Source organism: Streptomyces eurythermus (genome assembly GCF_014649115.1).
GTDB classification, from domain to species: domain Bacteria; phylum Actinomycetota; class Actinomycetes; order Streptomycetales; family Streptomycetaceae; genus Streptomyces; species Streptomyces eurythermus.
The window spans coordinates 22549-44303 of record NZ_BMSK01000023.1; the positions used below are offsets into that span (position 1 = coordinate 22549).

Below are 21755 nucleotides of genomic sequence, written 5' to 3' on the forward strand. Positions count from 1 at the left end.
CCCCTTACAGCTTCATCAGGCTGGCGTCGTCGACCGAGGCCGAGTGGCGGGTACGGAACAGCGACACGATGATCGCGAGGCCCACCACGACCTCCGCGGCGGCGACGACCATCGTGAAGAAGGCGATGATCTGGCCGTCGAGGTTGCCGTGCATCCGGGAGAAGGCGACGAACGCGAGGTTGCAGGCGTTCAGCATCAGCTCGACGCACATGAAGACCACGATGGCGTTGCGCCGGATGAGGACGCCGGTCGCGCCGATCGTGAACAGCAGGGCGGCGAGGTAGAGGTAGTTGACCGGGTTCACTTCGACGCCTCCTCGGGCCGCTTGAACGTCTCCGGTTCGATCGCCCGGCGCTCCAGGCGCTCCTCCGCGCGCTGCTCCAGCGCCCGCAGTTCGCCCAGCGCCTCGGTGGACACGTCCCGGATCTGGCCGCGGGCGCGCAGCGTCTTGTTGACGGTCAGCTCGGAGGGGGTGCCGTCGGGCAGCAGGCCCGCGATGTCGACCGCGTTGTGCCGGGCGTAGACGCCGGGGGCGGGCAGCGGCGGGATGTACGTGCCCTCGCGGACGCGCTGTTCGGACAGCTCGCGCTGGGTCTTGGCGCGCTCCGTGCGCTCCCGGTGGGTGAGCACCATGGCGCCGACGGCGGCCGTGATGAGCAGCGCGCCGGTGATCTCGAAGGCGAAGACGTACTTGGTGAAGATCAGCGACGCCAGGCCCTCGACATTGCCGTTGGCGTTGGCCCGGCCGGTGCCGTTGAACTCCTTCAGGGAGGCGTTGCCGATGCCGGCGAGCAGCAGGACGCCGAAACCGATCCCGCACAGCAGGGCCAGCCAGCGCTGGCCCTTGATGGTCTCCTTCAGGGAGTCCGCGGCCGTGACGCCGACGAGCATCACCACGAACAGGAACAGCATCATGATCGCGCCGGTGTAGACGACGATCTGCACGATGCCGAGGAAGTAGGCGCCGTTGGCGAGGTAGAACACCGCCAGGACGATCATCGTGCCGGCGAGGCAGAGCGCGCTGTGCACGGCCTTCTTCATGAAGACGGTGCACAGGGCGCCGATCACCGCGACGGTGCCGAGGACCCAGAACTGGAAGGCCTCACCGGTGGAGGTGGTGTAGGCGGCCAGGGTGTGCGCGCTCATCGGCCGATCACCTCCTGCGAGGCCGGCTCGTCCTCGCCGAAGGTTTCGGCGGCCTCCTGCGGACTCTCGCCCTTGGAGACGGCGGTCTGCCGGACGGTGCCGGGCGCGGCGTGGGTGACCAGGCCGCGGTAGTAGTCCTGTTCGTCCGTCCCCGGGAAGATGGCGTGCGGGGTGTCGACCATGCCCTCCTCGAGACCGGCGAGCAGCTGCTCCTTGGTGTAGATGAGGTTGGCGCGGCTGGAGTCGGCCAGTTCGAACTCGTTGGTCATCGTCAGCGCGCGCGTGGGGCACGCCTCGATGCACAGGCCGCACAGGATGCAGCGGGCGTAGTTGATCTGGTAGACGCGGCCGTAGCGCTCGCCCGGCGAGTAGCGCTCCTCGTCGGTGTTGTCGGCGCCCTCCACATAGATGGCGTCGGCGGGGCAGGCCCAGGCGCACAGCTCGCAGCCGACGCACTTCTCCAGGCCGTCCGGATGGCGGTTGAGCTGGTGCCGTCCGTGGAACCGCGGAGCCGTGGTCTTCTTCTGCTCCGGGTACTGCTCGGTCAGCCGCTTCTTGAACATGGCCTTGAAGGTCACGCCGAAGCCGGCCACGGGGTTCTGGAAGCCGGGCTTGATCTGCCCGGACTCCTGAGGCTCCTCAGCCATCGGACGCCTCCTTTCCATCCGAAGTTCCGTCACTGACAGTGTCCGGCCCGCCACTGACAATCAGCTCGCGCTCCCGGCGCGGGCGGCGCCTGGGCACCGGCGGCAACTGCTGTCCGGGCAGCGGCGGTACGGGGAATCCGCCCGCCATGGGATCGAAGACCGGCTCCCGGGCGGCGGGCGCCCCGGCGGTCCTTCCCTTCTCGCGGAACATGTCGGCGACGAAGGAGACGAGCAGCAGGGCGAGGACGCCACCGCCGACGTAGAGGGCGATGTCGGCGAAGTCGTAGTTCTCGTTGCGCAGCGCGCGGACAGTCGCGACGAGCATCAGCCAGGTCACCGAGACCGGGATGAGGACCTTCCAGCCGAGCTTCATCAGCTGGTCGTAGCGCACGCGCGGGAGGGTGCCGCGCAGCCAGATGAAGAAGAACAGCAGCAGCTGGACCTTGACGACGAACCAGAGCAGCGGCCACCAGCCGTGGTTGGCGCCCTCCCAGAAGGTGCTGATCGGCCAGGGCGCGCGCCAGCCGCCGAGGAAGAGGGTGGCGGAGACGGCCGAGACCGTCACCATGTTGACGTACTCGGCGAGCATGAACATCGCGAACTTGATCGACGAGTACTCGGTGTTGAAGCCGCCGACCAGGTCGCCCTCGGACTCCGGCATGTCGAAGGGGGCGCGGTTGGTCTCGCCGACCATCGTGACGATGTACAGGATGAAGGAGACCGGCAGCAGCAGGATGTACCAGCGGTCGGCCTGGGCCTCCACGATCCTGGACGTCGACATCGACCCCGAGTAGAGGAACACGGAGGCGAACGCGGCGCCCATGGCGATCTCGTAGGAGATCATCTGCGCGCAGGAGCGCAGGCCGCCCAGCAGCGGATAGGTGGATCCGGAGCTCCAGCCCGCCAGCACGATGCCGTAGATGCCGACGGAGGCGACCGCGAGGATGTAGAGCATCGCGATCGGCAGGTCGGTCAGCTGCATCGTGGTGCGGTGGCCGAAGATCGAGATCTCGTTGCCGGCCGGGCCGAAGGGGATCACCGCGATCGCCATGAAGGCGGGGATGGCCGCGACGATCGGCGCGAGGACGTAGACCACCTTGTCCGCGCGTTTGACGACGAGGTCCTCCTTCAGCATCAGCTTGATGCCGTCGGCGAGCGACTGGAGCATGCCCCAGGGGCCGTGCCGGTTGGGGCCGATGCGCAGCTGCATCCAGGCGACGACCTTGCGCTCCCAGACGATGGAGAACAGCACGGTCACCATCAGGAAGGCGAAGCAGAAGACGGCCTTGACGACGACCAGCCACCAGGGGTCGCGGCCGAACATCGAGAGGTCTTCGACGGCGAGGTACGCGGTCATGCCTCCACCTCCTTGGGGGCCGTCTCGGCGGCGGCCGCCGGGCCGATGCGGACGAGGGAGCCGGGCCGCGCCCCGGTGTCGGAGGCGACGCCGCCACCGGCGGAGTTCAGCGGGAGCCAGACCACCCGGTCGGGCATCTCGGTGATCCGCAGGGGCAGTTCGGCCGTGCCGGCGGGGCCGGTGACGGCCAGCGTGTCGCCGTCCGCGACGCCCGCCTCGGCGGCCGTGGCCGCGGACAGGCGGGCGAGCGCGGCGTGCCGGGTTCCGGCCAGCGCCTCGTCGCCCTCCTGCAGGACGCCCTGGTCGAGCAGGAGCCGGTGCCCGGCCAGTACGGCCTCGCCGGCCGCCGGGCGGGGCAGGGCGCCCGCGGACTCCATCGGCGGCAGGGCGCGGGGGCCGTCCCAGAGGCCGAGCCGGTCGATCTCCGCGCGGGTGGTGCGCAGGTCCGGCAGGCCCAGGTGGGCGTCCATGGCGTCGGCGAGCATGTGCAGCACGCGGCTGTCGGCCGGGGCGAGCCGGCGGGTCATCTGGTCGGGCTTGAGCGCGGCCTCGAAGGAGCGCACGCGGCCTTCCCAGTTGAGGAAGGAGCCGGCCTTCTCGGCGACCGCGGCGACCGGCAGGACGACGTCGGCGTGCGCGGTGACCTCGCTGGGCCGCAGCTCCAGCGACACCAGGAAGCCGACGTTCTCCAGTGCCTCGCGCGCGCGTGCCGGGTCGGGCAGGTCGGCGACCTCCACCCCGGCGACCAGCAGCGCGGACAGTTCCCCGGCCGCGGCGGCCGTCAGGATCTGGTGGGTGTCGCGGCCGTAGCCCGCGGGGAGCTCGGCGAGTCCCCAGACGGCGGCGACCTCCTCCCGCGCGCGCGGGTCGGTCGCGGGGCGGCCGCCCGGCAGCAGGGAGGGCAGCGCGCCCGCCTCCACGGCGCCGCGCTCACCGGCCCGGCGGGGGATCCACACCAGCTCGGCGCCGGTCGCGGCGGCGGTGCGCACGGCGGCGGTGAGGCCGCCCGGGACCGCGGCCAGCCGCTCCCCCACCACGATGACGGCGCCGTCGGCGCGCAGCGCCTCGGCGGCGCGCGTGCCGGGCTCCTCGAGGCCGACGCCGCTCGCGAGGGCGTCCAGCCACTCGGTCTCGGTGCCGGGGGCGGCCGGCAGCAGCGTGCCGCCGGTCTTCTCCAGGCCCCGGGTGGCGTGCGTGGCCAGCGCGAACACCTGCTGCTTGTGCTTGCGCCAGGCCTTGCGCAGCCGCAGGAAGACGCCGGGGGCCTCCTCCTCCGACTCGAAGCCGGCCAGCAGCACGGCGGGCGCCTTCTCCAGCAAGGTGTACGTGACGCCCGTACCGTCCAGGTCACGGCCGCGGCCGGCGACCCGGGCGGCGAGGAAGTCGGCCTCCTCGCCGCTGTGCACGCGCGCGCGGAAGTCGATGTCGTTCGTGTCGAGCGCCACGCGGGCGAACTTGCTGTACGCGTAGGCGTCCTCGACGGTCAGCCGGCCGCCGATGAGGACGCCGGCCCGGGAACGCGCGGCGGACAGGCCCTCGGCCGCCGCCTGGAGCGCCTCGGGCCAGGAGGCGGGCTCCAGCACGCCGTCGGCGTTCCGGACCAGCGGGGTCTCGAGGCGGTCGCGCTGCTGGGCATAGCGGAACGCGAAGCGTCCCTTGTCGCAGAGCCACTCCTCGTTGACCTCGGGGTCGTTGGCGGCGAGCCGCCGCATGACCTTGCCGCGCCGGTGGTCGGTGCGGGTGGCGCAACCGCCGGCGCAGTGCTCGCACACGGACGGCGAGGAGACGAGGTCGAAGGGGCGGGAGCGGAAGCGGTACGCGGCCGAGGTGAGCGCGCCGACCGGGCAGATCTGGATGGTGTTGCCGGAGAAGTACGACTCGAAGGGGTCGCCCTCGCCGGTGCCGACCTGCTGGAGCGCGCCCCGCTCGATCAGCTCGATCATGGGGTCGCCCGCGATCTGGTTGGAGAAGCGGGTGCAGCGGGCGCACAGCACGCACCGCTCGCGGTCGAGCAGCACCTGGGTGGAGATCGCGACGGGCTTCTCGTAGGTCCGCTTGCGGCCCTCGAAGCGGGACTCGGCGTTGCCGTGCGAGACCGCCTGGTTCTGCAGCGGGCACTCGCCGCCCTTGTCGCAGACCGGGCAGTCCAGCGGATGGTTGATGAGCAGCAGCTCCATCACACCGTGCTGGGCCTTCTCGGCGACCGGGGAGGTGAGGTGGGTCTTGACGACCATGCCGTCGGTGCAGGTGATCGTGCAGGACGCCATCGGCTTGCGCTGGCCCTCGACCTCGACGATGCACTGGCGGCAGGCGCCGGCCGGGTCCAGGAGGGGATGGTCGCAGAACCGGGGGATCTCGATGCCGAGCTGTTCGGCGGCGCGGATCACCAGGGTGCCCTTGGGCACGCTGATCTCGATGCCGTCGATCGTCAGCGTGACGAGGTCTTCCGGCGGGACCGCCGCCTCGCCCCCGCCGGCGGGGGCGCTCGTGGTCACGGTCATGCGTTCACCTCCGGGCGGTCCGCCCAGGCCGTGGACTTGGCCGGGTCGAAGGGGCAGCCCCGGCCCGTGATGTGCTGTTCGTACTCCTCGCGGAAGTACTTCAGCGAGGAGAAGATCGGGGACGCGGCGCCGTCACCGAGGGCGCAGAAGGACTTGCCGTTGATGTTGTCGGCGATGTCGGCGAGCTTGTCGAGGTCGGACATGGCGCCCTTGCCCGCCTCGATGTCCCGCAGCAGCTGCACCAGCCAGTACGTCCCTTCCCGGCAGGGGGTGCACTTGCCGCAGGATTCATGGGCGTAGAACTCGGTCCAGCGGGTGACGGCCCGCACCACGCAGGTCGTCTCGTCGAAGCACTGCAGGGCCTTGGTGCCGAGCATCGAGCCGGCGGCGCCGACGCCCTCGTAGTCGAGGGGGACGTCGAGGTGTTCGTCGGTGAACATCGGCGTGGAGGAGCCGCCCGGGGTCCAGAACTTCAGCCGGTGGCCCGGGCGCATGCCGCCGCTCATGTCGAGGAGCTGGCGCAGGGTGATGCCGAGCGGGGCCTCGTACTGTCCGGGGCCGGCGACGTGGCCGCTGAGCGAGTAGAGCGTGAAGCCCGGGGACTTCTCGCTGCCCATCGACCTGAACCATTCCTTGCCGTTTTTCAGGATGGCGGGAACCGACGCGATCGACTCGACGTTGTTCACCACAGTGGGACAGGCGTAGAGGCCTTCCACGGCGGGGAAGGGGGGACGCAGTCGCGGTTGACCACGGCGGCCTTCGAGCGAGTCGAGCAGCGCGGTCTCCTCACCGCAGATGTACGCGCCGGCGCCGGCGTGCACGGTGAGCTTCACGTCGAGCCCGCTGCCCAGGATGTTCTCGCCGAGGTAGCCCGCCGCGTAGGCCTCGCGCACGGCCTCGTGCAGCCGCCGCAGTACGGGGACGACTTCACCGCGCAGATAGATGAAGGCGTGCGACGACCTGATGGCGTAGCACGCGATGACGATGCCCTCGATGAGGCTGTGCGGGTTGGCGAAGAGGAGCGGGATGTCCTTGCACGTCCCGGGCTCCGACTCGTCGGCGTTGACAACGAGATAGTGCGGCTTTCCATCGCCCTGGGGGATGAACTGCCACTTCATCCCGGTCGGGAACCCCGCGCCGCCGCGGCCTCGCAGCCCGGATTCCTTGACGTACGCGATCAGGTCGTCCGGCGACATGGCGAGGGCCTTGCGGAGCCCCTCGTACCCTTCGTGCCTCCGGTAGACGTCCAGAGTCCAGGACCGTTCCTCGTCCCAGAAGGCCGACAGCACGGGTGCGAGCAGCTTCTCGGGGCTCGGGTCCTTGACCTCGGATACCACGGTCATCACTCCCCCTCCTCTTCGGCCTGGCCCGCCGACGGGGCGTCCGGGGATTCCTGGACCCGCGGATGGACCACGCGCGCGGGCGCGTCCTCCCCCTTGGCCAGGCGGAGGCCCACCAGCGAGGCGGGTCCGGCGCTGCCGCCCTCCTCGACGGCCCCGGGCCGCTCGTCGGGGAAGCCGGCCAGGATCCGCGCGGTCTCCTTGAAGGTGCACAGGCGCGCCCCGCGCGTGGGCTGTACGGGGCGCCCGGCACGCAGGTCGTCGACCAGGCGCTTGGCGCTCGCGGGGGTCTGGTTGTCGAAGAACTCCCAGTTGACCATCACGACCGGCGCGTAGTCGCAGGCCGCGTTGCACTCGATGTGCTCCAGGGTGACCTTGCCGTCACCGGTGGTCTCGCCGTTGCCGACGCCCAGGTGTTCCTGGAGGGTCTCGAAGATGGCGTCGCCGCCCATGACCGCGCACAGCGTGTTGGTGCACACGCCGACCTGGTAGTCACCGGAGGGCCGGCGCCGGTACATGGTGTAGAAGGTGGCGACCGCGGTGACCTCGGCTGTGGTCAGGCCGAGCATCTCCGCGCAGAACCGCATCCCGGTGCGGGTGACGTGGCCCTCCTCGGACTGCACGAGGTGGAGCAGCGGCAGCAGGGCGGACCGGGAGTCGGGGTAGCGCGCGATCACTTCGCGGGCGTCCGCCTCCAGCCGGGCCCGGACGTCGTCCGGGTAGGCCGGTGCGGGCAGTTCGGGCATGCCCAGGCTGATGCCCCGCTCCGAAGAAGAGGTGGTCACCGGTCGACGCCTCCCATCACGGGGTCGATGGACGCGACGGCGACGATGACGTCGGCGACCTGGCCGCCCTCGCACATCGCCGCCATGGCCTGAAGGTTGGTGAAGGACGGGTCGCGGAAGTGGACCCGGTAGGGGCGGGTGCCGCCGTCGGAGACGGCGTGCACCCCGAGTTCGCCCTTGGGCGACTCGACGGCCGCGTACGCCTGCCCCGGCGGGACCCGGAAGCCCTCGGTGACCAGCTTGAAGTGGTGGATCAGGGCCTCCATGGAGGTGCCCATGATCTTCTTGATGTGGTCGAGGGAGTTGCCGAGCCCGTCCGGTCCGAGGGCGAGCTGGGCGGGCCAGGCGATCTTCTTGTCCGCGACCATGACCGGGCCGGGCTGGAGCCGGTCCAGGCACTGCTCGATGATCCGGAGCGACTGGCGCATCTCCTCCAGGCGGACGAGGAAGCGGCCGTAGGCGTCGCAGGAGTCGGCGGTCGGGACGTCGAACTCGTAGTTCTCGTAGCCGCAGTACGGCTGGGTCTTGCGCAGGTCGTGCGGGAGGCCGGTGGAGCGCAGGATCGGGCCGGTGGCGCCGAGGGCCATGCAGCCGGCCAGGTCGAGGTAGCCGATGTCCTGCATGCGGGCCTTGAAGATGGGGTTCCCGGTGGCGAGCTTGTCGTACTCCGGGAGGTTCCGCTTCATCTTCTTCACGAACTCGCGGATCTGGTCCACCGCGCCGGGCGGCAGGTCCTGGGCGAGTCCGCCGGGCCGGATGTACGCGTGGTTCATGCGCAGGCCCGTGATGAGCTCGTAGAGGTCGAGAATCATTTCACGATCGCGGAATCCGTAGATCATGATCGTGGTGGCGCCCAGCTCCATGCCTCCGGTGGCGATGCACACCAGGTGGGAGGACATCCGGTTGAGCTCCATCAGGAGCACCCGGATGATCTCGGCGCGCTCGGTGATCTGGTCCTCGATGCCGAGGAGTTTCTCGACGGCGAGACAGTAGGCGGTCTCGTTGAAGAAGGACGTCAGGTAGTCCATGCGCGTCACGAACGTGGTGCCCTGCGTCCACGTGCGGTATTCGAGGTTCTTCTCGATGCCGGTGTGGAGGTAGCCGATGCCGCAGCGGGCCTCGGTGACCGTCTCGCCCTCGATCTCCAGGATGAGGCGGAGCACTCCGTGGGTGGACGGGTGCTGGGGGCCCATGTTGACGACGATGCGTTCGTCGTCGGCGCGGGCCGCGGACCGGACGACCTCGTCCCAGTCGCCACCGGTGACCGTGTAGACGGTGCCCTCGGTGGTTTCCCGGGCGGCTGCTGACTGGGTGCTGCTCACGAGTACGACCTCCGCTGGTCCGGAGCCGGGATCTGGGCGCCCTTGTACTCGACGGGGATGCCGCCGAGGGGGTAGTCCTTGCGCTGCGGGTGGCCCTGCCAGTCGTCCGGCATCATGATCCGCGTCAGGGCCGGGTGGCCGTCGAAGACGATCCCGAAGAAGTCGTAGGTCTCGCGCTCGTGCCAGTCGTTGGTCGGGTAGACGGAGACCAGGGACGGGATGCGCGGGTCGCTGTCGGGGGCGCTGACTTCCAGGCGGATCAGCCGGTTGTGGGTGATCGAGCGCAGGTGGTAGACGGCGTGCAGCTCGCGGCCCTTGTCGTTCGGGTAGTGGACGCCGCTGACGCCGGTGCACAGCTCGAAGCGCAGCGCCGGGTCGTCGCGCAGGACGCGGGCGACGCGGACCAGGTGCTCGCGTTCGATGTGGAAGGTCAGTTCGTCGCGGTCGACGACCGTCTTCTCGATGGCGTTCCCGGGCAGGAGTCCCTGTTCCTCCAGGGCGCCCTCGAGTTCGTCGGCGACCTCGTCGAACCAGCCGCCGTAGGGCCGGGTCGCCGGTCCCGGGAGCCGGACCGAGCGCACGAGGCCGCCGTAGCCGGAGGTGTCGCCGCCGTTGTTGGCGCCGAACATGCCGCGCTGGACGCGGATCTCCTCGCCGCCCTGGCCGCGCATCCCGGGGAGGTTGGCCGCGGCGAGGTCCTTCTCGGGGTTCACCCCGTTCCCGGAACCGTTCGCGGAGCCGTTCGCGGACCCGTTGGCGTGCGCGGACCCGTTCGCGCCCTGGGTGCCGTTCTTCGCGTCGCTCACCGCAGCAGCCCCTTCATCTCGATCGTGGGCAGGGCCTTCAGCGCCGCTTCCTCCGCCTCCCGGGCCGCTTCCTCGGCGTTCACGCCGAGCTTGGAGGACTGGATCTTCTGGTGGAGCTTGAGGATCGCGTCCATGAGCATCTCGGGCCGGGGCGGACAGCCGGGGAGGTAGATGTCGACCGGGACGATGTGGTCGACGCCCTGGACGATCGCGTAGTTGTTGAACATGCCGCCCGAGGAGGCGCAGACGCCCATGGAGATCACCCACTTGGGGTTGGGCATCTGGTCGTAGACCTGCCGCAGGACGGGCGCCATCTTCTGGCTGACCCGGCCGGCGACGATCATCAGGTCGGCCTGGCGCGGCGAGCCGCGGAAGACCTCCATGCCGAAGCGGGCGAGGTCGTAGCGGCCGGCGCCGGTGGTCATCATCTCGATGGCGCAGCAGGCCAGGCCGAAGGTGGCCGGGAAGACGGACGCCTTGCGCACCCAGCCCGCGGCCTGCTCGACGGTGGTGAGCAGGAAACCGCTCGGCAGCTTTTCTTCGAGTCCCATGTCTAAAGGCCCCTCAGTCCCATTCCAGGCCGCCGCGCCGCCATACGTACGCGTACGCGACGAAGACGGTGAGCACGAAGAGCAGCATCTCCACGAGCCCGAAAATCCCCAGGGCGTCGAAGGTGACGGCCCAGGGGTAGAGGAAGACGATCTCGATGTCGAAGACGATGAAGAGCATCGCCGTCAGGTAGTACTTGATGGGGAAGCGCCCGCCGCCGGCCGGCGTGGGGGTCGGCTCGATGCCGCACTCGTAGGCTTCGAGTTTGGCGCGGTTGTACCGCTTCGGACCGATCAGCGTGGCCATGACCACGGAGAAGATCGCAAAGCCTGCCCCGAGGGCTCCCAGTACGAGGATGGGCGCATACGCGTTCACCGCTCCTCGCTCCTCTCAGTCGGCACTGACTGCTGGCGGATCACTGGGCTCACGTGCCTCACCGGTCCCACGAACCCCGCTCGTCCCGGGCGAAGATCGAGAACATGTGAAGCAGGTCACAAGCCCGATTGCCTCGCATCTTATGCCTGTCGCTCTGTGATCTGCGACACGGGGTATTGCACAAGCTTTGTGATCTCCACCACCTGACGAAGGATCATGAAGTCGGATGATGGGTGATCTACACACCGGAAGCGTTCAGTTGATCACCAGAAGTGACATTCCTACTTATCAGCGCAGGCGAGAGGGGTCGTCTCCATATCAAGAGAGTTCGCCTGCATGCAAATTGGTGCTGGGCACAGTCATCTGATAGTGGAGCCCGTTCACACCTCGAAGGAGCCTCCGGAGCGGGTGTGAACGCGGATCCCGGCGCGTGCACGCGTTCACGAAGTCCGCACGCGCCGGACGCCGGACTTCCACCGGCCGTTCCGTGACCTCCGTCACGTCCATGAGAGGGCGATGAGAACCGGGCTTGGCCAACGACCCCAACCAGTGGTAGGCATGGGGCAATTCGGACGTAATGATCAAAGACCGTGATCAAGGGCTTGATCACGACGGTCCGCAATGTCCGTTACGGCGTCAATAAAGGGCGACACGCCCGGGTTTCCAGGTCTCGATTGAGCAACTGTGGCGCACGACACGTTTCTTGAAGATATGAAGGAGCCCCTGGTACCGGTTGTTCCCATGTCCCACACCGCTCACATACGCAGCCACCGGAAGCCCCGCCGCAGCGCGTCGACCCTCGCCGTGCGGGCCGGAGTTGCCGGTGGCGTCCTCAGCACCCTGGCAGTCGCCGGGGCGTCCGGGTCGGCGAACGCGGCCGAGCCGGTGACGCAGACCCTCGAACTGCCCACCCTGACGGCCGACCTGGCCGCGCAGGCGGCCCAGTCCGCGGACGCGACCGAGCAGGCCGCCGCGAACTACCAGCTGCAGGCGGAGCGTGACGCGGCCGCCGCCAAGGCCGCCAAGAAGGCCGAGGCGGACCTCGCCGAGGCCAAGAAGAAGGCGGCCGAGGCCAAGAAGAAGGCCGAGGAGGAAGCCCGCAAGGAGGCCGCCGCCCGCGCGTCGCGCACCGCGGAGCGGACCACGCTCTCCACCTCGGCGGACACCGGCACCGGCACCGTCCTCGGCGGCAACGGCGGCGGCACGGGTGGCGGCGCCGGCACCAGCACCGACACCGGCACGTCCACGGCCACCGGTTCGGCCGCGACGATCGTCAACTTCGTCAAGTCCCAGGTCGGCAAGGCGTACGTCCCCGGCGCCACCGGCCCGTCCGCCTACGACTGCTCCGGCCTGGTGCAGACGGCCTTCCGGCAGATCAACGTCAGCCTGCCGCGCGTGTCGCAGGACCAGTCGACCGCCGGCACCCAGGTCTCGCTGAGCAACCTCCAGCCGGGCGACATCCTGTACTGGGGCAGCGCGGGCAGCGCGTACCACGTGGCGGTGTACGTCGGCGGCGGCATGTTCGTCGGCGCGCAGAACTCCTCCACCGGTGTCGTGGAGCGCCCGCTGTCCTACGACCCGCCCACCGGCGCCGTACGGGTGCTCTGAGCACACTCCGCGCCTTCTTGCGCGCACAGGGCCGCTGTCCCCCCGGGCAGCGGCCCTCACGCGTTCCCTGACATGCTCTGCTCGGGCCGCCGTCCGGTGGCCCGCGTCCGAGCGAAGGAGTCCACGCGATGCCACGCGTGTTCGTACAGGGAAATCCCGCCGACTACTACCCGCGCTACGCCCCCGAGGCCGGGCGTGGCGCGGTGCGGCGCATCACCGAGGTCGGCGAGGAGGTGCTGCACAAGCCGTGCCGGGACGTCACGGAGTTCGGTCCCGACCTCGCCGCGCTCATCGACGACATGTTCCGCACGATGTACGTCGCCGAGGGCGCGGGGCTGGCGGCGAATCAGGTCGGCGTGGACTTGAGGCTGTTCGTGTACGACTGCCCGGACGACGACGGTGTCCGGCATGTCGGACACATCGTCAACCCGGTACTCGAAACGCCCACCGGCGAGCGACGGCTGCTGGACGAGGGCGAGGGCTGCCTGTCGGTGCCCGGCGCCGTGATGGCCGTACCGCGGCCGGACCGGGCCGTCGTGCGCGGGCAGGACCGGGACGGCCGGCCGGTCGTCATCGAGGGCACCGGGTACTTCGCCCGCTGCCTCGCCCACGAGACCGACCACACCGACGGCCACCTCTACCTGGACCGGCTGTCCAAGCGGGAACGGAAGGACGCGCTGCGGCAGATGGCGGACCGCCGGGACGAGGTGTACGCCCGCCGCGCCGCCAAGGAGACCGCCTTCAACGCCTGACCGGCGTTCGGTGCGGGCCGGGGCCCTCGGTACAAGGCCGGGGGCCCTCGGCGGGCCGGTGCCGGGCCCCCGGTACGGGCCCGGGCCCCCGGCGAGTCGTCAGGCCTTCGGGGTCACCCTGGTCAGGCCGTTGATGATGCGGTCCATCGCGTCGCCGCCCGTGGGGTCGGTGAGGTTGGCGAGGAGCTTGAGGGTGAACTTCATCAGCATCGGGTGGGTCAGACCGCGCTGGGCGGCGATCTGCATGACCTTCGGGTTGCCGATGAGCTTCACGAAGGCGCGGCCGAGGGTGTAGTAGCCGCCGTAGGTGTCCTTGAGGACGCGCGGGTAGCGCTGGAGGGCGGTCTCGCACTGGGCGGGCGTGGCGCGCGCGTGGGCCTGCACGATGACGTCGGCGGCGATCTGACCGGATTCCATGGCGTAGGCGATGCCCTCGCCGTTGAAGGGGTTCACCAGGCCGCCGGCGTCGCCGACGAGCAGCAGGCCGCGCGTGTAGTGCGGCTGGCGGTTGAAGGCCATGGGGAGGGCGGCGCCGCGGATGGGCCCGGTCATGTTCTCGGGCGTGTAGCCCCAGTCCTCCGGCATGGAGGCGCACCACGCCTTGAGCACCTCCCGCCAGTCCAGCTCCTTGAAGGAGGCGGAGGTGTTCAGCACGCCGAGGCCCACGTTCGAGGTGCCGTCGCCCATGCCGAAGATCCAGCCGTAGCCGGGCAGCAGCCGGTCCTGGGGGCCGCGCCGGTCCCACAGCTCCAGCCAGGACTCCAGGTAGTCGTCGTCGTGGCGGGGGCTCTCGAAGTACGTCCGGACCGCGATGCCCATCGGGCGGTCCTCGCGGCGGTGCAGGCCCATGGCGAGGGACAGCCGGGTGGAGTTGCCGTCGGCGGCGACGACCAGCGGCGCGTGGAAGGAGACCTCGCGCTTGTCCTCGCCGAGCTTGGCGGTGACGCCGGTGATGCGGCCGGTGCGGTCGTCGACGATCGGGCCGCTGACGTTGCACCGCTGGAAGAGGCGGGCACCGGCCTTCTGGGCGTTCTGGGCGAGCTGCTCGTCGAAGTCGTCGCGCTTGCGGACCAGGCCGTAGTCCGGGAAGGAGGCGAGGTCCGGCCAGTCGAGCTGGAGGCGGACGCCGCCGCCGATGATGCGCAGCCCCTTGTTGCGCAGCCAGCCGGCCTCCTCGGAGATGTCGATCCCCATGGCGACGAGCTGCTTGACCGCGCGCGGGGTGAGGCCGTCGCCGCACACCTTCTCGCGCGGGAACTCGGTCTTCTCCAGGAGCAGCACGTCGAGTCCGGCCTTGGCGAGGTGGTACGCGGTCGTGGAGCCGGCCGGCCCCGCGCCCACGACGATCACGTCGGCGGTGTTCTCGGAGAGCGGCTCGGTCACGACGGTCACGGCGGGATCTCCCCAAGGTCGAATGGTGTGTGCCGGCCGGCACGGGACATAGGCAGTCTATTCAGCGCAGTTGGCCGCCCGGCCGAAGGGCCACCCCCCAACGGCCGTGACTCTCCGTATCCGTCTGTCACGGAAAGACATCGGCGCCTTCCGGGTGGCACGGCCCGGAGTTACCCTGCCAGTACCACTGGGGGTGACATCTGTGCACATACCACCCAAGACACCCGAAGTGCGCGTCCCGCGTCTGGTCGGTCTGATGGCCGTGGACGCGCGCGAGACCGCCCGGGCGCGGGGCCTGTCGCTGACCGCGCCGGACCGCCCGGACTTCCACCTCGCCGTCGTGGACTACGTCGTACGCCAGCATCCGCAGCCCGGCACCGAGGTGCCGCAGGACTCGATGGTGTACGTGTGGTTCGACTTCGCGGAGGGCGAGGGCGGCGGGGGCGTGCGCGAGCCGCGCGTGCCGGGACCGCCGCGCGGGGGGCTGCGGCGGGAACTGGACCCGCCGCACGACCCGTACGAGGTGGCCGGGATCAGCTCTCCCTGAGGCCCGGGTCCTCCTTGAAGCCGCGGTGCAGTGCCACCACGCCGCCGGTGAGGTTGCGCCAGGCGACCTTCGACCAGCCCGCCTTGCGCAGGCGCTCGGCGAGGCCCGGCTGGTCGGGCCAGGCCCGGATGGACTCGGCGAGGTAGACGTACGCGTCCGGGTTCGAGGAGACCGCGCGGGCGACCGGCGGCAGCGCGCGCATCAGGTACTCGGTGTAGACGGTGCGGAACGGCGCCCAGGTCGGGTGGGAGAACTCGCAGATCACCACGCGTCCGCCGGGGCGGGTGACGCGGTACATCTCGCGCAGGGCCGCGTCCGTGTCCTGGACGTTGCGCAGCCCGAAGGAGATCGTCACCGCGTCGAAGGTGTCGTCCTTGAACGGCAGCCGCGTCGCGTCGCCCGCGGTGAACGGCAGCCAGGTGTGCTTCTTCTTGCCGACCTGGAGCATGCCCAGGGAGAAGTCGCAGGGGACGACGTACGCGCCCGTCCGGGTGAAGGGGAGGGAGGAGGTGGCCGTGCCGGCGGCGAGGTCCAGGACCTTCTGCGCGGGGCGGGCGTCGACGGCCCTCGCCACCTCCCTGCGCCAGCGGCGGTCCTGGCCGAGTGACAGCACGTCGTTCGTCAGGTCGTACCGTTCCGCCACGTCGTCGAACATCGAGGCGACTTCGTGCGGCTGCTTGTTCAGGGAAGCGCGGGTCACCCGCCCATTGTTGCAGCCGGGCCACACGGCCGAGGCGGCGGCTTGCCGCGTGGGTGTGGCTAGCGGCGGCGGAAGACCAGACGGCCCGAGAGGACCGTCGCCACGCACGTCACGGCTCCCCGTGCCGCCAGTTCCGTCTCGTCCTCGACGTCGAAGACGGCGAAGTGGGCGGCGGAGCCCGGCCGGCGGGGCGGGGCCGCCTCGGGACGGTGGGCGAAGGGGTCCAGGGACGGGGCGCCGGCGGCGGGGGCCGGGCGGGGCACGACGGCGATGCCGGTGCGGCGTACGGCGTCCTGGACCGCGCGCAGGCGCAGCGGCTCGCAGGCCACGGCGACCGTGCCGTACGCCAGCATGCGCTGGACCCCGCGCCGGGCGCTCGCGCCCCAGCGGGCGTCGTCCATGGGCAGCGCGGCGAGCGCGGCGCCGGTCAGCGGCTCGGTGCCGAGGGCGTCGGCCTCCCGCGGGTCCGGGTGGTACATGCGCTCCAGCAGTTCGTTGCCGTGGGGGTTGACGTACCCGGGTGTGAGGATGCCCGGCCAGCGGCGCACGCGCGCGTGCGGGTGCGCGGCGGCCAGTTCCTCCAGGGGCCCCACGGCCTCGATCCGTTCGCCCCGGACGAGGTGGGCGTGGCCCCTGGAGTCCGTGTGCAGCGTCAGCACGGCGGTCCTGGTTCTCCCGGCTCGGCTAGTTCGACGCGAGCAGCTTCAGCTCGGGGTGGGCGGTGCCGCCCTCGATGGCCGTGGAGGAGATGTGGGAGACCACCCGGTCGTCCACGGGGTCGTTCGCCGGGTCGTCGTGCACGACGAGGTGCTCGTACGTGGTCGAGCGCTGCGCCGGGACGCGGCCCGCCTTGCGGATCAGGTCGATGATCTCCAGGCGGTTGGAGCGGTGCCTGGCGCCGGCCGAGGAGACGACGTTCTCCTCCAGCATGATCGAGCCGAGGTCGTCCGCGCCGTAGTGCAGGGACAGCTGGCCGACCTCCTTGCCCGTGGTGAGCCAGGAGCCCTGGATGTGCCGGACGTTGTCCAGGAAGAGGCGGGCGATCGCGATCATCCGCAGGTACTCGAACAGGGTCGCCTGGGTGCGGCCCTTCAGGTGGTTGTTCTCGGGCTGGTAGGTGTACGGGATGAAGGCGCGGAAGCCGCCCGTGCGGTCCTGTACGTCCCGGATCATCCGCAGGTGCTCGATGCGCTCGGCGTTGGTCTCGCCGGTGCCCATGAGCATGGTCGAGGTGGACTCCACGCCCAGCCGGTGCGCGGTCTCCATGATCTCCAGCCAGCGCTCGCCGCTCTCCTTCAGCGGGGCGATGGCCTTGCGCGGCCGCTCCGGCAGCAGCTCGGCACCGGCGCCGGCGAAGGAGTCCAGGCCCGCCTCGTGGATCCGGGTGATGGCCTCCTCGACCGAGACGCCGCTGATCCGGGCCATGTGCTCGACCTCGGACGCGCCGAGGGAGTGGATCACCAGCTGCGGGAAGGCGTCCTTGATGGCCTTGAAGTGCTTCTCGTAGTACTCGACGCCGTAGTCCGGGTGGTGGCCGCCCTGGAACATGATCTGGGTGCCGCCGAGTTCGACGGTCTCCGCGCAGCGGCGCAGGATGTCGTCGAGGTCGCGGGTCCAGCCCTTCTCGGTGTCCTTGGGGGCCGCGTAGAAGGCGCAGAACTTGCACGCCGTGACACACACGTTCGTGTAGTTGATGTTCCGCTCGATGATGTACGTGGCGATGTGCTCGGTGCCCGCGTACTTGCGGCGGCGCACGGCGTCGGCGGCGGAGCCGAGGGCGTGCAGCGGGGCGTCACGGTAGAGGGCGAGCGCTTCCTCGGGGGTGATGCGTCCGCCCGCCGCGGCGCGGTCGAGGACGGACTGGAGGTCGGCCTTCTCGGTCACCGGCGTCCCTTTCGCAAGGTTCGTGAACGGACCACGTCAGCCTACGCCAGGCCGCTGCGGCCTCCGACGTCAGGCCGCGAACGCCCCGGTCAGCAGCCCGGCGAGGGTGCCGGCGAGCAGGAACGGGCCGAACGGCACGCCGGTCTTGCGCCCGGCGCGCCGGGCGAGGACGAGGGCGCCGCCGTAGAGGGCGCCGAGCAGGAACGCGGCGAAGGTGCCGAGCAGCACGGTGGGCCAGCCGTACCAGCCGAGCACGGCGCCCGTCCCGGCGGCCAGTTTGACGTCGCCGAAGCCCATGCCGTCCGGGTTGACGAGGTGCAGCGCGAAGTGGCCGGCGGCGAGGGCGAGGGCGGCGCAGAGGGCGGTGGGCCAGTGGCCGGTGTGCTCGGGGAGCAGGGCGGTGACGCCGAGCAGGACGAGGGCGGCGGCGGCGAGCGGCAGGGTCAGCGGGTCGGGCAGCCGGCGCACCCGCAGGTCCACGGTGGCCAGCAGCACCCCGACGGGCGCGAGCAGCAGCCAGACCCCCAGCTCGGGCCGGGTCCCGGTGGCGGCGGCGAGGGCGGCGCAGACGAGCGCGGTGACACCGGCGAGGAGCAGCGCGGAACGCACCCCGTGCCCGCCGGCTCCGGAGCGCGTCTCGACCTCCTCCGCGCCCCCCTCGGGCTCCGCGCTCCCCCGGTCGCTCCCGCACGCCCCGCACCGGGTTCCGCCCAGCCAGCCGCGGACCGGGTGGGCGCCGGCCGGGCAGCGGTCGCGCCAGGGCTCGCCGGGCGGGACGGAGAAGCGGTACGCGGCCCGGGGCAGCAGCAGCCCGGTCAGCGCGCCCCACACCGCGGCCGCGAGCGCCAGCAACCCCGTGGTCACCTCAGCCACACGCCCTCCCCCTCCTACCGCTGGAGCAGTTCCACCCGTACGTCGGCCGGGAAGCCGGTCGTCGGTCCCACCCGGCGGGCGAACTCGGCGACCGCCTCGAGTTGGGGGGCGCCGAAGCTGAAGTCGAGGGTGGTGAAGTACCGCTCCAGGGTGGCCTCGTCGAACGCCTCCCAGCGGGATGCCTGTTCGGCGACCTTGGCGACCTCCTCCAGGGAGAGGTTGCGGGAGGCGAGGAAGGCCTCGTGGACCCGGAGGGTGATGTCCGGCTCGCGCTCGGCGTACTCCCGGCGGGCCGCCCAGACCGCGAAGACGAACGGCAGCCCGGTCCACTCCTTCCAGAGCGCGCCGAGGTCGTGCACCTGGAGGCCGTAGCGGGGCCCGTCCACGAGGTTGGCGCGCAGGGCCGCGTCGCCGATGAGGACGGCGGCCTCGGCCTCCTGCATCATCAGGCTGAGGTCGGGCGGGCAGGTGTAGTAGTCGGGCCGCACGCCGTACCGCTCGGCGAGCAGGAGCTGGGCGAGCCGGACCGAGGTGCGGGAGGTCGAGCCGAGGGCGACCCGGGCGCCGTCCAGCCGGTCGAGCGGCACCTGGGAGACGATCACGCAGGACATCACCGGCCCGTCGCAGCCGACGGCGATGTCCGGGAAGGCGACGAGGTCGTCGGCGTTGCGGAGGAATTCGACGAGGGTGACGGGGCCGATGTCCAGCTCGCCGCGCACCAGCCGCTCGCTGAGCTTCTCCGGGGTGTCCTTGGTCAGGTCGAAGTCGAGAAGCGTGCCGGTTCTCGCGAGCCCCCAGTACAGGGGCAGGCAGTTCAGGAACTGGATGTGGCCGACACGCGGCCGGGTGCGAGAATTGTCCACATCGCGAGACTAGCCCCGTGCGGTACGGCTCTTGGACCAACCCGCCCCCGAACGGCCTAACGAGCGTTCAAACATCCGGGTGAAGTGATCTTGACCTCTATTGCTTTCCGGCGCCCCCGTGCTAGGCTCGCCGCAAGTTGCAGTTTGGTTTCCCTTGCAGTACAGAGCCTGCGGAGCATGTAACCGCAGGCTCTCGTCGTTTTCAGAAGTATGCAGTGATGCGGCACCGTTTCACACTTGCAGGTTCTGGAGCAGGGCAACCCTTTTGAGCCCAAGGAGGGCTTATGGCTACCGGAACCGTTAAGTGGTTCAACGCCGAAAAGGGCTTTGGCTTCATCGCCCAGGAGGGCGGCGGCCCCGACGTCTTCGTTCACTACTCCGCGATCAACGCCACCGGCTTCCGCTCCCTTGAGGAGAACCAGGCGGTGACCTTCGACGTCACGCAGGGCCCGAAGGGCCCGCAGGCGGAGAACGTCACCCCCGCCTGATTCCCTGCCTGATCGCAGAACCTGAGAGCAGTACCCAAGGAGCCCCACGCCTTCCGGCGACGGGGCTCCTGCCTTTTCCCGTTCATTTCCCGTTCACAAACCACATCGGCCCCATGGGCCCACGGCGTCTCACATGTGCTGCATGACGAGCACGAGCTTCGCCCCGGCCGCGAGCGCCTCATACGAGTGAGGCACATCCGCCCGGTATGACATGTAGTCCCCCGGCCCCAGTTCCGCGGTCTCCCCGCGCGGCCCCGCTTTCACCGCGCCCTCACTGACCACCAGGTGTTCCACGCTTCCCGGAATATGGGGCTCCGATTCCCGCACGGCACCCGGCTCCAGCCACACGGAATACAGGTCCCGGCGGGCGCCCGGCGGGCAGGCCGAGAGCAGGGAGGCCACGTAGCCGGACTGCTCGGAGCGGACCGCCGGCCCCTGTCCGGCCCGGATCACCCGCACCTGCCACGCGGGCGGCTCGACCAGCGCGCTGAAGGGCACGCCCAGCGCCACCGCGAGCGCCCAGACCGTCTCCAGGCTCGGATTCCCGCTCGCCGCCTCCAGTTGGGACAGCGTCGACTTGGCGACGCCGGCCCGCCTGGCCAGCTCGGACAGGGACAGCCCGGCACGGCCGCGCTCCCGCTTCAGGGCGGCGGCGATCCATTCCAGGGGGAGTCGGACGGGGGTGGCCTCGGACATGTCGTTCACTCCATCACACGAACGTGTGTCTTGACGGACAATGTGCTCAGCGTTCATCGTAGAAAACATGCGTTCGGCACAGCGAACGGGCCCGGGGCCCACTGACAGCGCCGACGACCGTGCCCTCGTCCGGGACAGCGCGCTCGTCTGGCTGGCCGGCGGCATCGTGGGCCTGTCCTTCGGCGCCGTGGCCGTCGGGGGCGGACTGCCGCTGTGGGTACCGGTCCTGATGTCCGTGGTGGTGTACGCGGGGGCGGCCCAGTTCAGCGCGGTCGGCGTGCTGTTCGCCGGGGGCGGCCCGGCCGCCGCCGTGGCCGCCGGGCTGCTGCTCAACACCCGGACGGCCGCCTTCAGCCTGGCCGTGGCCGAGATCATCGGCACCGGCCGCGTGAGCCGCTTCCTCGGCGCCCACCTGGTCACGGACGAGACGGTCGCCTTCGCCCTCGCCGAGCCGGACCCGGCCCGGCGGCGCCGGGCCTTCTGGATCGTCGGGCTCGGCCTGTACGCGGTGTGGAACCTGGGCGTCCTGGCCGGCGCGCTCGCGGGCGGCGCCCTCGGCGACACGGGGCGCTACGGCCTGGACGCCGCCTTCCCCGCCGTCCTGGCCGCCCTGGTGCTGCCCGCCCTGCGCACGGACGCGACGGTACGGCGCTGTGCCCTGCTCGGCGCCGCGCTCGCCCTGGCGGTCACCCCCGCCGTCCCGGCCGGGGTGCCGGTGCTGCTCGCGCTGGCCGGCCTGTTCGCGCACCGACACCGCGTGGTCTCCGGAGCCGCCTTATGAACGCGACCGTCACCGTGATCGTCGCCCTGGCCGTCGGCACGTACGCCTTCCGGATGGTCGGCCCGGCCCTGCACGGCCGGGTCACCGTGCCGCCGCGGGTGCAGGAGCTGGCCTCGGCGGGCGCGGTGGTCATACTGGTCGCCCTGCTGGCCACGGGCACGCTGACCGAGTCCGGGCGGTTCGCCGGCTGGGCCCGCCCGGCCGGGGTCCTGGTCGGCGCCGTACTGGCCTGGCGCCGGGCCCCGTTCGCCGCGGTGGTACTGGCCGCCGCCGCGACGACGGCACTGCTGCGGCTGGCGGGGACCGGTTAGGCCGCGTCACAGGAGGACCGGTCGGACCGCGT

At 70.8% G+C, this 21755-nt stretch carries 24 protein-coding genes; 6 read left to right on the top strand and 18 right to left on the bottom strand.

Annotation, left to right across the window (positions count from 1 at the left end):
• Nucleotides 1-4: 4 nt before the first annotated feature.
• Genes nuoK through IE251_RS33795 form a run of 11 tightly spaced genes read right to left on the bottom strand, consistent with a single transcriptional unit; the run spans nt 5 to nt 10828 of the window.
• Nucleotides 5-304 (bottom strand): NADH-quinone oxidoreductase subunit NuoK, encoded by a 300-nt coding sequence (gene nuoK / locus IE251_RS33745; protein ID WP_030778338.1) that lies wholly within the window; start codon nt 302-304, stop codon nt 5-7.
• On the bottom strand, nt 301-1146 hold the full coding sequence (locus IE251_RS33750; RefSeq protein ID WP_189756751.1) for an NADH-quinone oxidoreductase subunit J: 846 nt from the start codon (nt 1144-1146) through the stop codon (nt 301-303). The genes nuoK and IE251_RS33750 overlap by 4 nt, the downstream gene beginning before the upstream one ends.
• Nucleotides 1143-1793: an NADH-quinone oxidoreductase subunit NuoI gene (gene nuoI / locus IE251_RS33755; RefSeq protein ID WP_189756752.1), complete on the bottom strand. Its 651-nt coding sequence runs from the start codon at nt 1791-1793 to the stop codon at nt 1143-1145. Before nuoI ends, IE251_RS33750 begins: the two co-directional genes overlap by 4 nt.
• Nucleotides 1786-3150 (bottom strand): NADH-quinone oxidoreductase subunit NuoH, encoded by a 1365-nt coding sequence (nuoH, locus tag IE251_RS33760; RefSeq protein WP_189756753.1) that lies wholly within the window; start codon nt 3148-3150, stop codon nt 1786-1788. The genes nuoI and nuoH overlap by 8 nt, the downstream gene beginning before the upstream one ends.
• A complete protein-coding gene (locus tag IE251_RS33765; protein ID WP_189756754.1) occupies nt 3147-5651 on the bottom strand; it encodes an NADH-quinone oxidoreductase subunit G in 2505 nt (834 codons plus the stop codon). Before IE251_RS33765 ends, nuoH begins: the two co-directional genes overlap by 4 nt.
• On the bottom strand, nt 5648-6994 hold the full coding sequence (gene nuoF / locus IE251_RS33770) for an NADH-quinone oxidoreductase subunit NuoF (RefSeq protein WP_234471292.1): 1347 nt from the start codon (nt 6992-6994) through the stop codon (nt 5648-5650). Before nuoF ends, IE251_RS33765 begins: the two co-directional genes overlap by 4 nt.
• Nucleotides 6994-7776, bottom strand: coding sequence for an NADH-quinone oxidoreductase subunit NuoE (nuoE, locus tag IE251_RS33775; RefSeq protein WP_189756756.1), 783 nt, complete (start codon nt 7774-7776; stop codon nt 6994-6996). Before nuoE ends, nuoF begins: the two co-directional genes overlap by 1 nt.
• The gene (locus IE251_RS33780; RefSeq protein ID WP_189756757.1) at nt 7773-9098 is read right to left on the bottom strand and encodes an NADH-quinone oxidoreductase subunit D; all 1326 of its coding nucleotides are present in this window, start codon (nt 9096-9098) and stop codon (nt 7773-7775) included. Before IE251_RS33780 ends, nuoE begins: the two co-directional genes overlap by 4 nt.
• Nucleotides 9095-9904, bottom strand: a complete 810-nt coding sequence (locus IE251_RS33785; protein ID WP_229897045.1) for an NADH-quinone oxidoreductase subunit C — start codon at nt 9902-9904, stop codon at nt 9095-9097. The genes IE251_RS33780 and IE251_RS33785 overlap by 4 nt, the downstream gene beginning before the upstream one ends.
• Nucleotides 9901-10455 (bottom strand): NuoB/complex I 20 kDa subunit family protein, encoded by a 555-nt coding sequence (locus IE251_RS33790; protein ID WP_007383964.1) that lies wholly within the window; start codon nt 10453-10455, stop codon nt 9901-9903. The genes IE251_RS33785 and IE251_RS33790 overlap by 4 nt, the downstream gene beginning before the upstream one ends.
• Nucleotides 10456-10468: 13 nt before the next feature.
• Nucleotides 10469-10828, bottom strand: a complete 360-nt coding sequence (locus tag IE251_RS33795) for an NADH-quinone oxidoreductase subunit A (protein WP_003992243.1) — start codon at nt 10826-10828, stop codon at nt 10469-10471.
• Nucleotides 10829-11569: 741 nt separating this feature from the next.
• On the opposite strand from IE251_RS33795, the gene IE251_RS33800 reads away from it, so the two are divergent.
• Nucleotides 11570-12436, top strand: coding sequence for a C40 family peptidase (locus IE251_RS33800; RefSeq protein ID WP_189756758.1), 867 nt, complete (start codon nt 11570-11572; stop codon nt 12434-12436).
• Nucleotides 12437-12564: 128 nt separating this feature from the next.
• The gene (def, locus tag IE251_RS33805; protein ID WP_189756759.1) at nt 12565-13188 is read left to right on the top strand and encodes a peptide deformylase; all 624 of its coding nucleotides are present in this window, start codon (nt 12565-12567) and stop codon (nt 13186-13188) included.
• A 99-nt stretch (nt 13189-13287) separates the two neighbouring features.
• Here the strand turns inward: def and IE251_RS33810 are convergent, their stop codons facing one another.
• The gene (locus IE251_RS33810; protein WP_189756760.1) at nt 13288-14580 is read right to left on the bottom strand and encodes a geranylgeranyl reductase family protein; all 1293 of its coding nucleotides are present in this window, start codon (nt 14578-14580) and stop codon (nt 13288-13290) included.
• Between the two features lie 229 nt (nt 14581-14809).
• Between IE251_RS33810 and IE251_RS33815 the strand changes: the two genes are divergently transcribed.
• Nucleotides 14810-15127: a PASTA domain-containing protein gene (locus IE251_RS33815; protein WP_189756761.1), complete on the top strand. Its 318-nt coding sequence runs from the start codon at nt 14810-14812 to the stop codon at nt 15125-15127.
• On the opposite strand, the gene IE251_RS33820 is transcribed toward IE251_RS33815, so the two are convergent.
• The 5 genes from IE251_RS33820 to IE251_RS33840 form a co-directional block, all read right to left on the bottom strand.
• The gene (locus tag IE251_RS33820; RefSeq protein ID WP_030778305.1) at nt 15114-15827 is read right to left on the bottom strand and encodes a demethylmenaquinone methyltransferase; all 714 of its coding nucleotides are present in this window, start codon (nt 15825-15827) and stop codon (nt 15114-15116) included. The two genes, IE251_RS33815 and IE251_RS33820, sit on opposite strands and share 14 nt — an antisense overlap.
• 59 nt (nt 15828-15886) lie before the next feature.
• Complete coding sequence (locus tag IE251_RS33825) at nt 15887-16486, bottom strand: imidazolonepropionase-like domain-containing protein (protein ID WP_189756762.1); 600 nt, start codon at nt 16484-16486, stop codon at nt 15887-15889.
• Nucleotides 16487-16511: 25 nt separating this feature from the next.
• Nucleotides 16512-17711 carry a cyclic dehypoxanthinyl futalosine synthase gene (gene mqnC, locus IE251_RS33830; RefSeq protein WP_189756763.1) on the bottom strand — a complete coding sequence of 400 codons (1200 nt, stop codon included), beginning with the start codon at nt 17709-17711 and terminating at the stop codon, nt 16512-16514.
• 69 nt (nt 17712-17780) lie between these two features.
• A complete protein-coding gene (locus tag IE251_RS33835; RefSeq protein WP_189756846.1) occupies nt 17781-18575 on the bottom strand; it encodes a prepilin peptidase in 795 nt (264 codons plus the stop codon).
• A 23-nt stretch (nt 18576-18598) separates the two neighbouring features.
• A complete protein-coding gene (locus IE251_RS33840; RefSeq protein WP_189756764.1) occupies nt 18599-19447 on the bottom strand; it encodes a menaquinone biosynthetic enzyme MqnA/MqnD family protein in 849 nt (282 codons plus the stop codon).
• Nucleotides 19448-19731: 284 nt separating this feature from the next.
• On the opposite strand from IE251_RS33840, the gene IE251_RS33845 reads away from it, so the two are divergent.
• Nucleotides 19732-19935: a cold-shock protein gene (locus tag IE251_RS33845; RefSeq protein ID WP_030778293.1), complete on the top strand. Its 204-nt coding sequence runs from the start codon at nt 19732-19734 to the stop codon at nt 19933-19935.
• Nucleotides 19936-20064: 129 nt separating this feature from the next.
• On the opposite strand, the gene IE251_RS33850 is transcribed toward IE251_RS33845, so the two are convergent.
• Nucleotides 20065-20631 carry a helix-turn-helix domain-containing protein gene (locus tag IE251_RS33850; RefSeq protein ID WP_189756765.1) on the bottom strand — a complete coding sequence of 189 codons (567 nt, stop codon included), beginning with the start codon at nt 20629-20631 and terminating at the stop codon, nt 20065-20067.
• Between the two features lie 67 nt (nt 20632-20698).
• Between IE251_RS33850 and IE251_RS33855 the strand changes: the two genes are divergently transcribed.
• Nucleotides 20699-21412, top strand: coding sequence for an AzlC family ABC transporter permease (locus IE251_RS33855; protein ID WP_030778289.1), 714 nt, complete (start codon nt 20699-20701; stop codon nt 21410-21412).
• The gene (locus IE251_RS33860) at nt 21409-21723 is read left to right on the top strand and encodes an AzlD domain-containing protein (RefSeq protein ID WP_189756766.1); all 315 of its coding nucleotides are present in this window, start codon (nt 21409-21411) and stop codon (nt 21721-21723) included. Before IE251_RS33855 ends, IE251_RS33860 begins: the two co-directional genes overlap by 4 nt.
• Nucleotides 21724-21755 lie beyond the last annotated feature (32 nt).

Excerpts from the sequence above, each read along its gene's own strand:
- nuoI (WP_189756752.1), bottom strand. The coding sequence starts at position 1,793 with ATGGCTGAGGAGCCTCAGGAGTCCGGGCAGATCAAGCCCGGCTTCCAG.
- IE251_RS33845 (WP_030778293.1), top strand. The coding sequence starts at position 19,732 with ATGGCTACCGGAACCGTTAAGTGGTTCAACGCCGAAAAGGGCTTTGGC.
- IE251_RS33750 (WP_189756751.1), bottom strand. The coding sequence starts at position 1,146 with ATGAGCGCGCACACCCTGGCCGCCTACACCACCTCCACCGGTGAGGCC.
- IE251_RS33860 (WP_189756766.1), top strand. The coding sequence starts at position 21,409 with ATGAACGCGACCGTCACCGTGATCGTCGCCCTGGCCGTCGGCACGTAC.
- IE251_RS33800 (WP_189756758.1), top strand. The coding sequence starts at position 11,570 with ATGTCCCACACCGCTCACATACGCAGCCACCGGAAGCCCCGCCGCAGC.
- def (WP_189756759.1), top strand. The coding sequence starts at position 12,565 with ATGCCACGCGTGTTCGTACAGGGAAATCCCGCCGACTACTACCCGCGC.
- IE251_RS33765 (WP_189756754.1), bottom strand. The coding sequence starts at position 5,651 with ATGACCGTGACCACGAGCGCCCCCGCCGGCGGGGGCGAGGCGGCGGTC.
- nuoH (WP_189756753.1), bottom strand. The coding sequence starts at position 3,150 with ATGACCGCGTACCTCGCCGTCGAAGACCTCTCGATGTTCGGCCGCGAC.
- IE251_RS33790 (WP_007383964.1), bottom strand. The coding sequence starts at position 10,455 with ATGGGACTCGAAGAAAAGCTGCCGAGCGGTTTCCTGCTCACCACCGTC.
- IE251_RS33855 (WP_030778289.1), top strand. The coding sequence starts at position 20,699 with ATGCGTTCGGCACAGCGAACGGGCCCGGGGCCCACTGACAGCGCCGAC.
- IE251_RS33850 (WP_189756765.1), bottom strand. The coding sequence starts at position 20,631 with ATGTCCGAGGCCACCCCCGTCCGACTCCCCCTGGAATGGATCGCCGCC.
- nuoF (WP_234471292.1), bottom strand. The coding sequence starts at position 6,994 with ATGACCGTGGTATCCGAGGTCAAGGACCCGAGCCCCGAGAAGCTGCTC.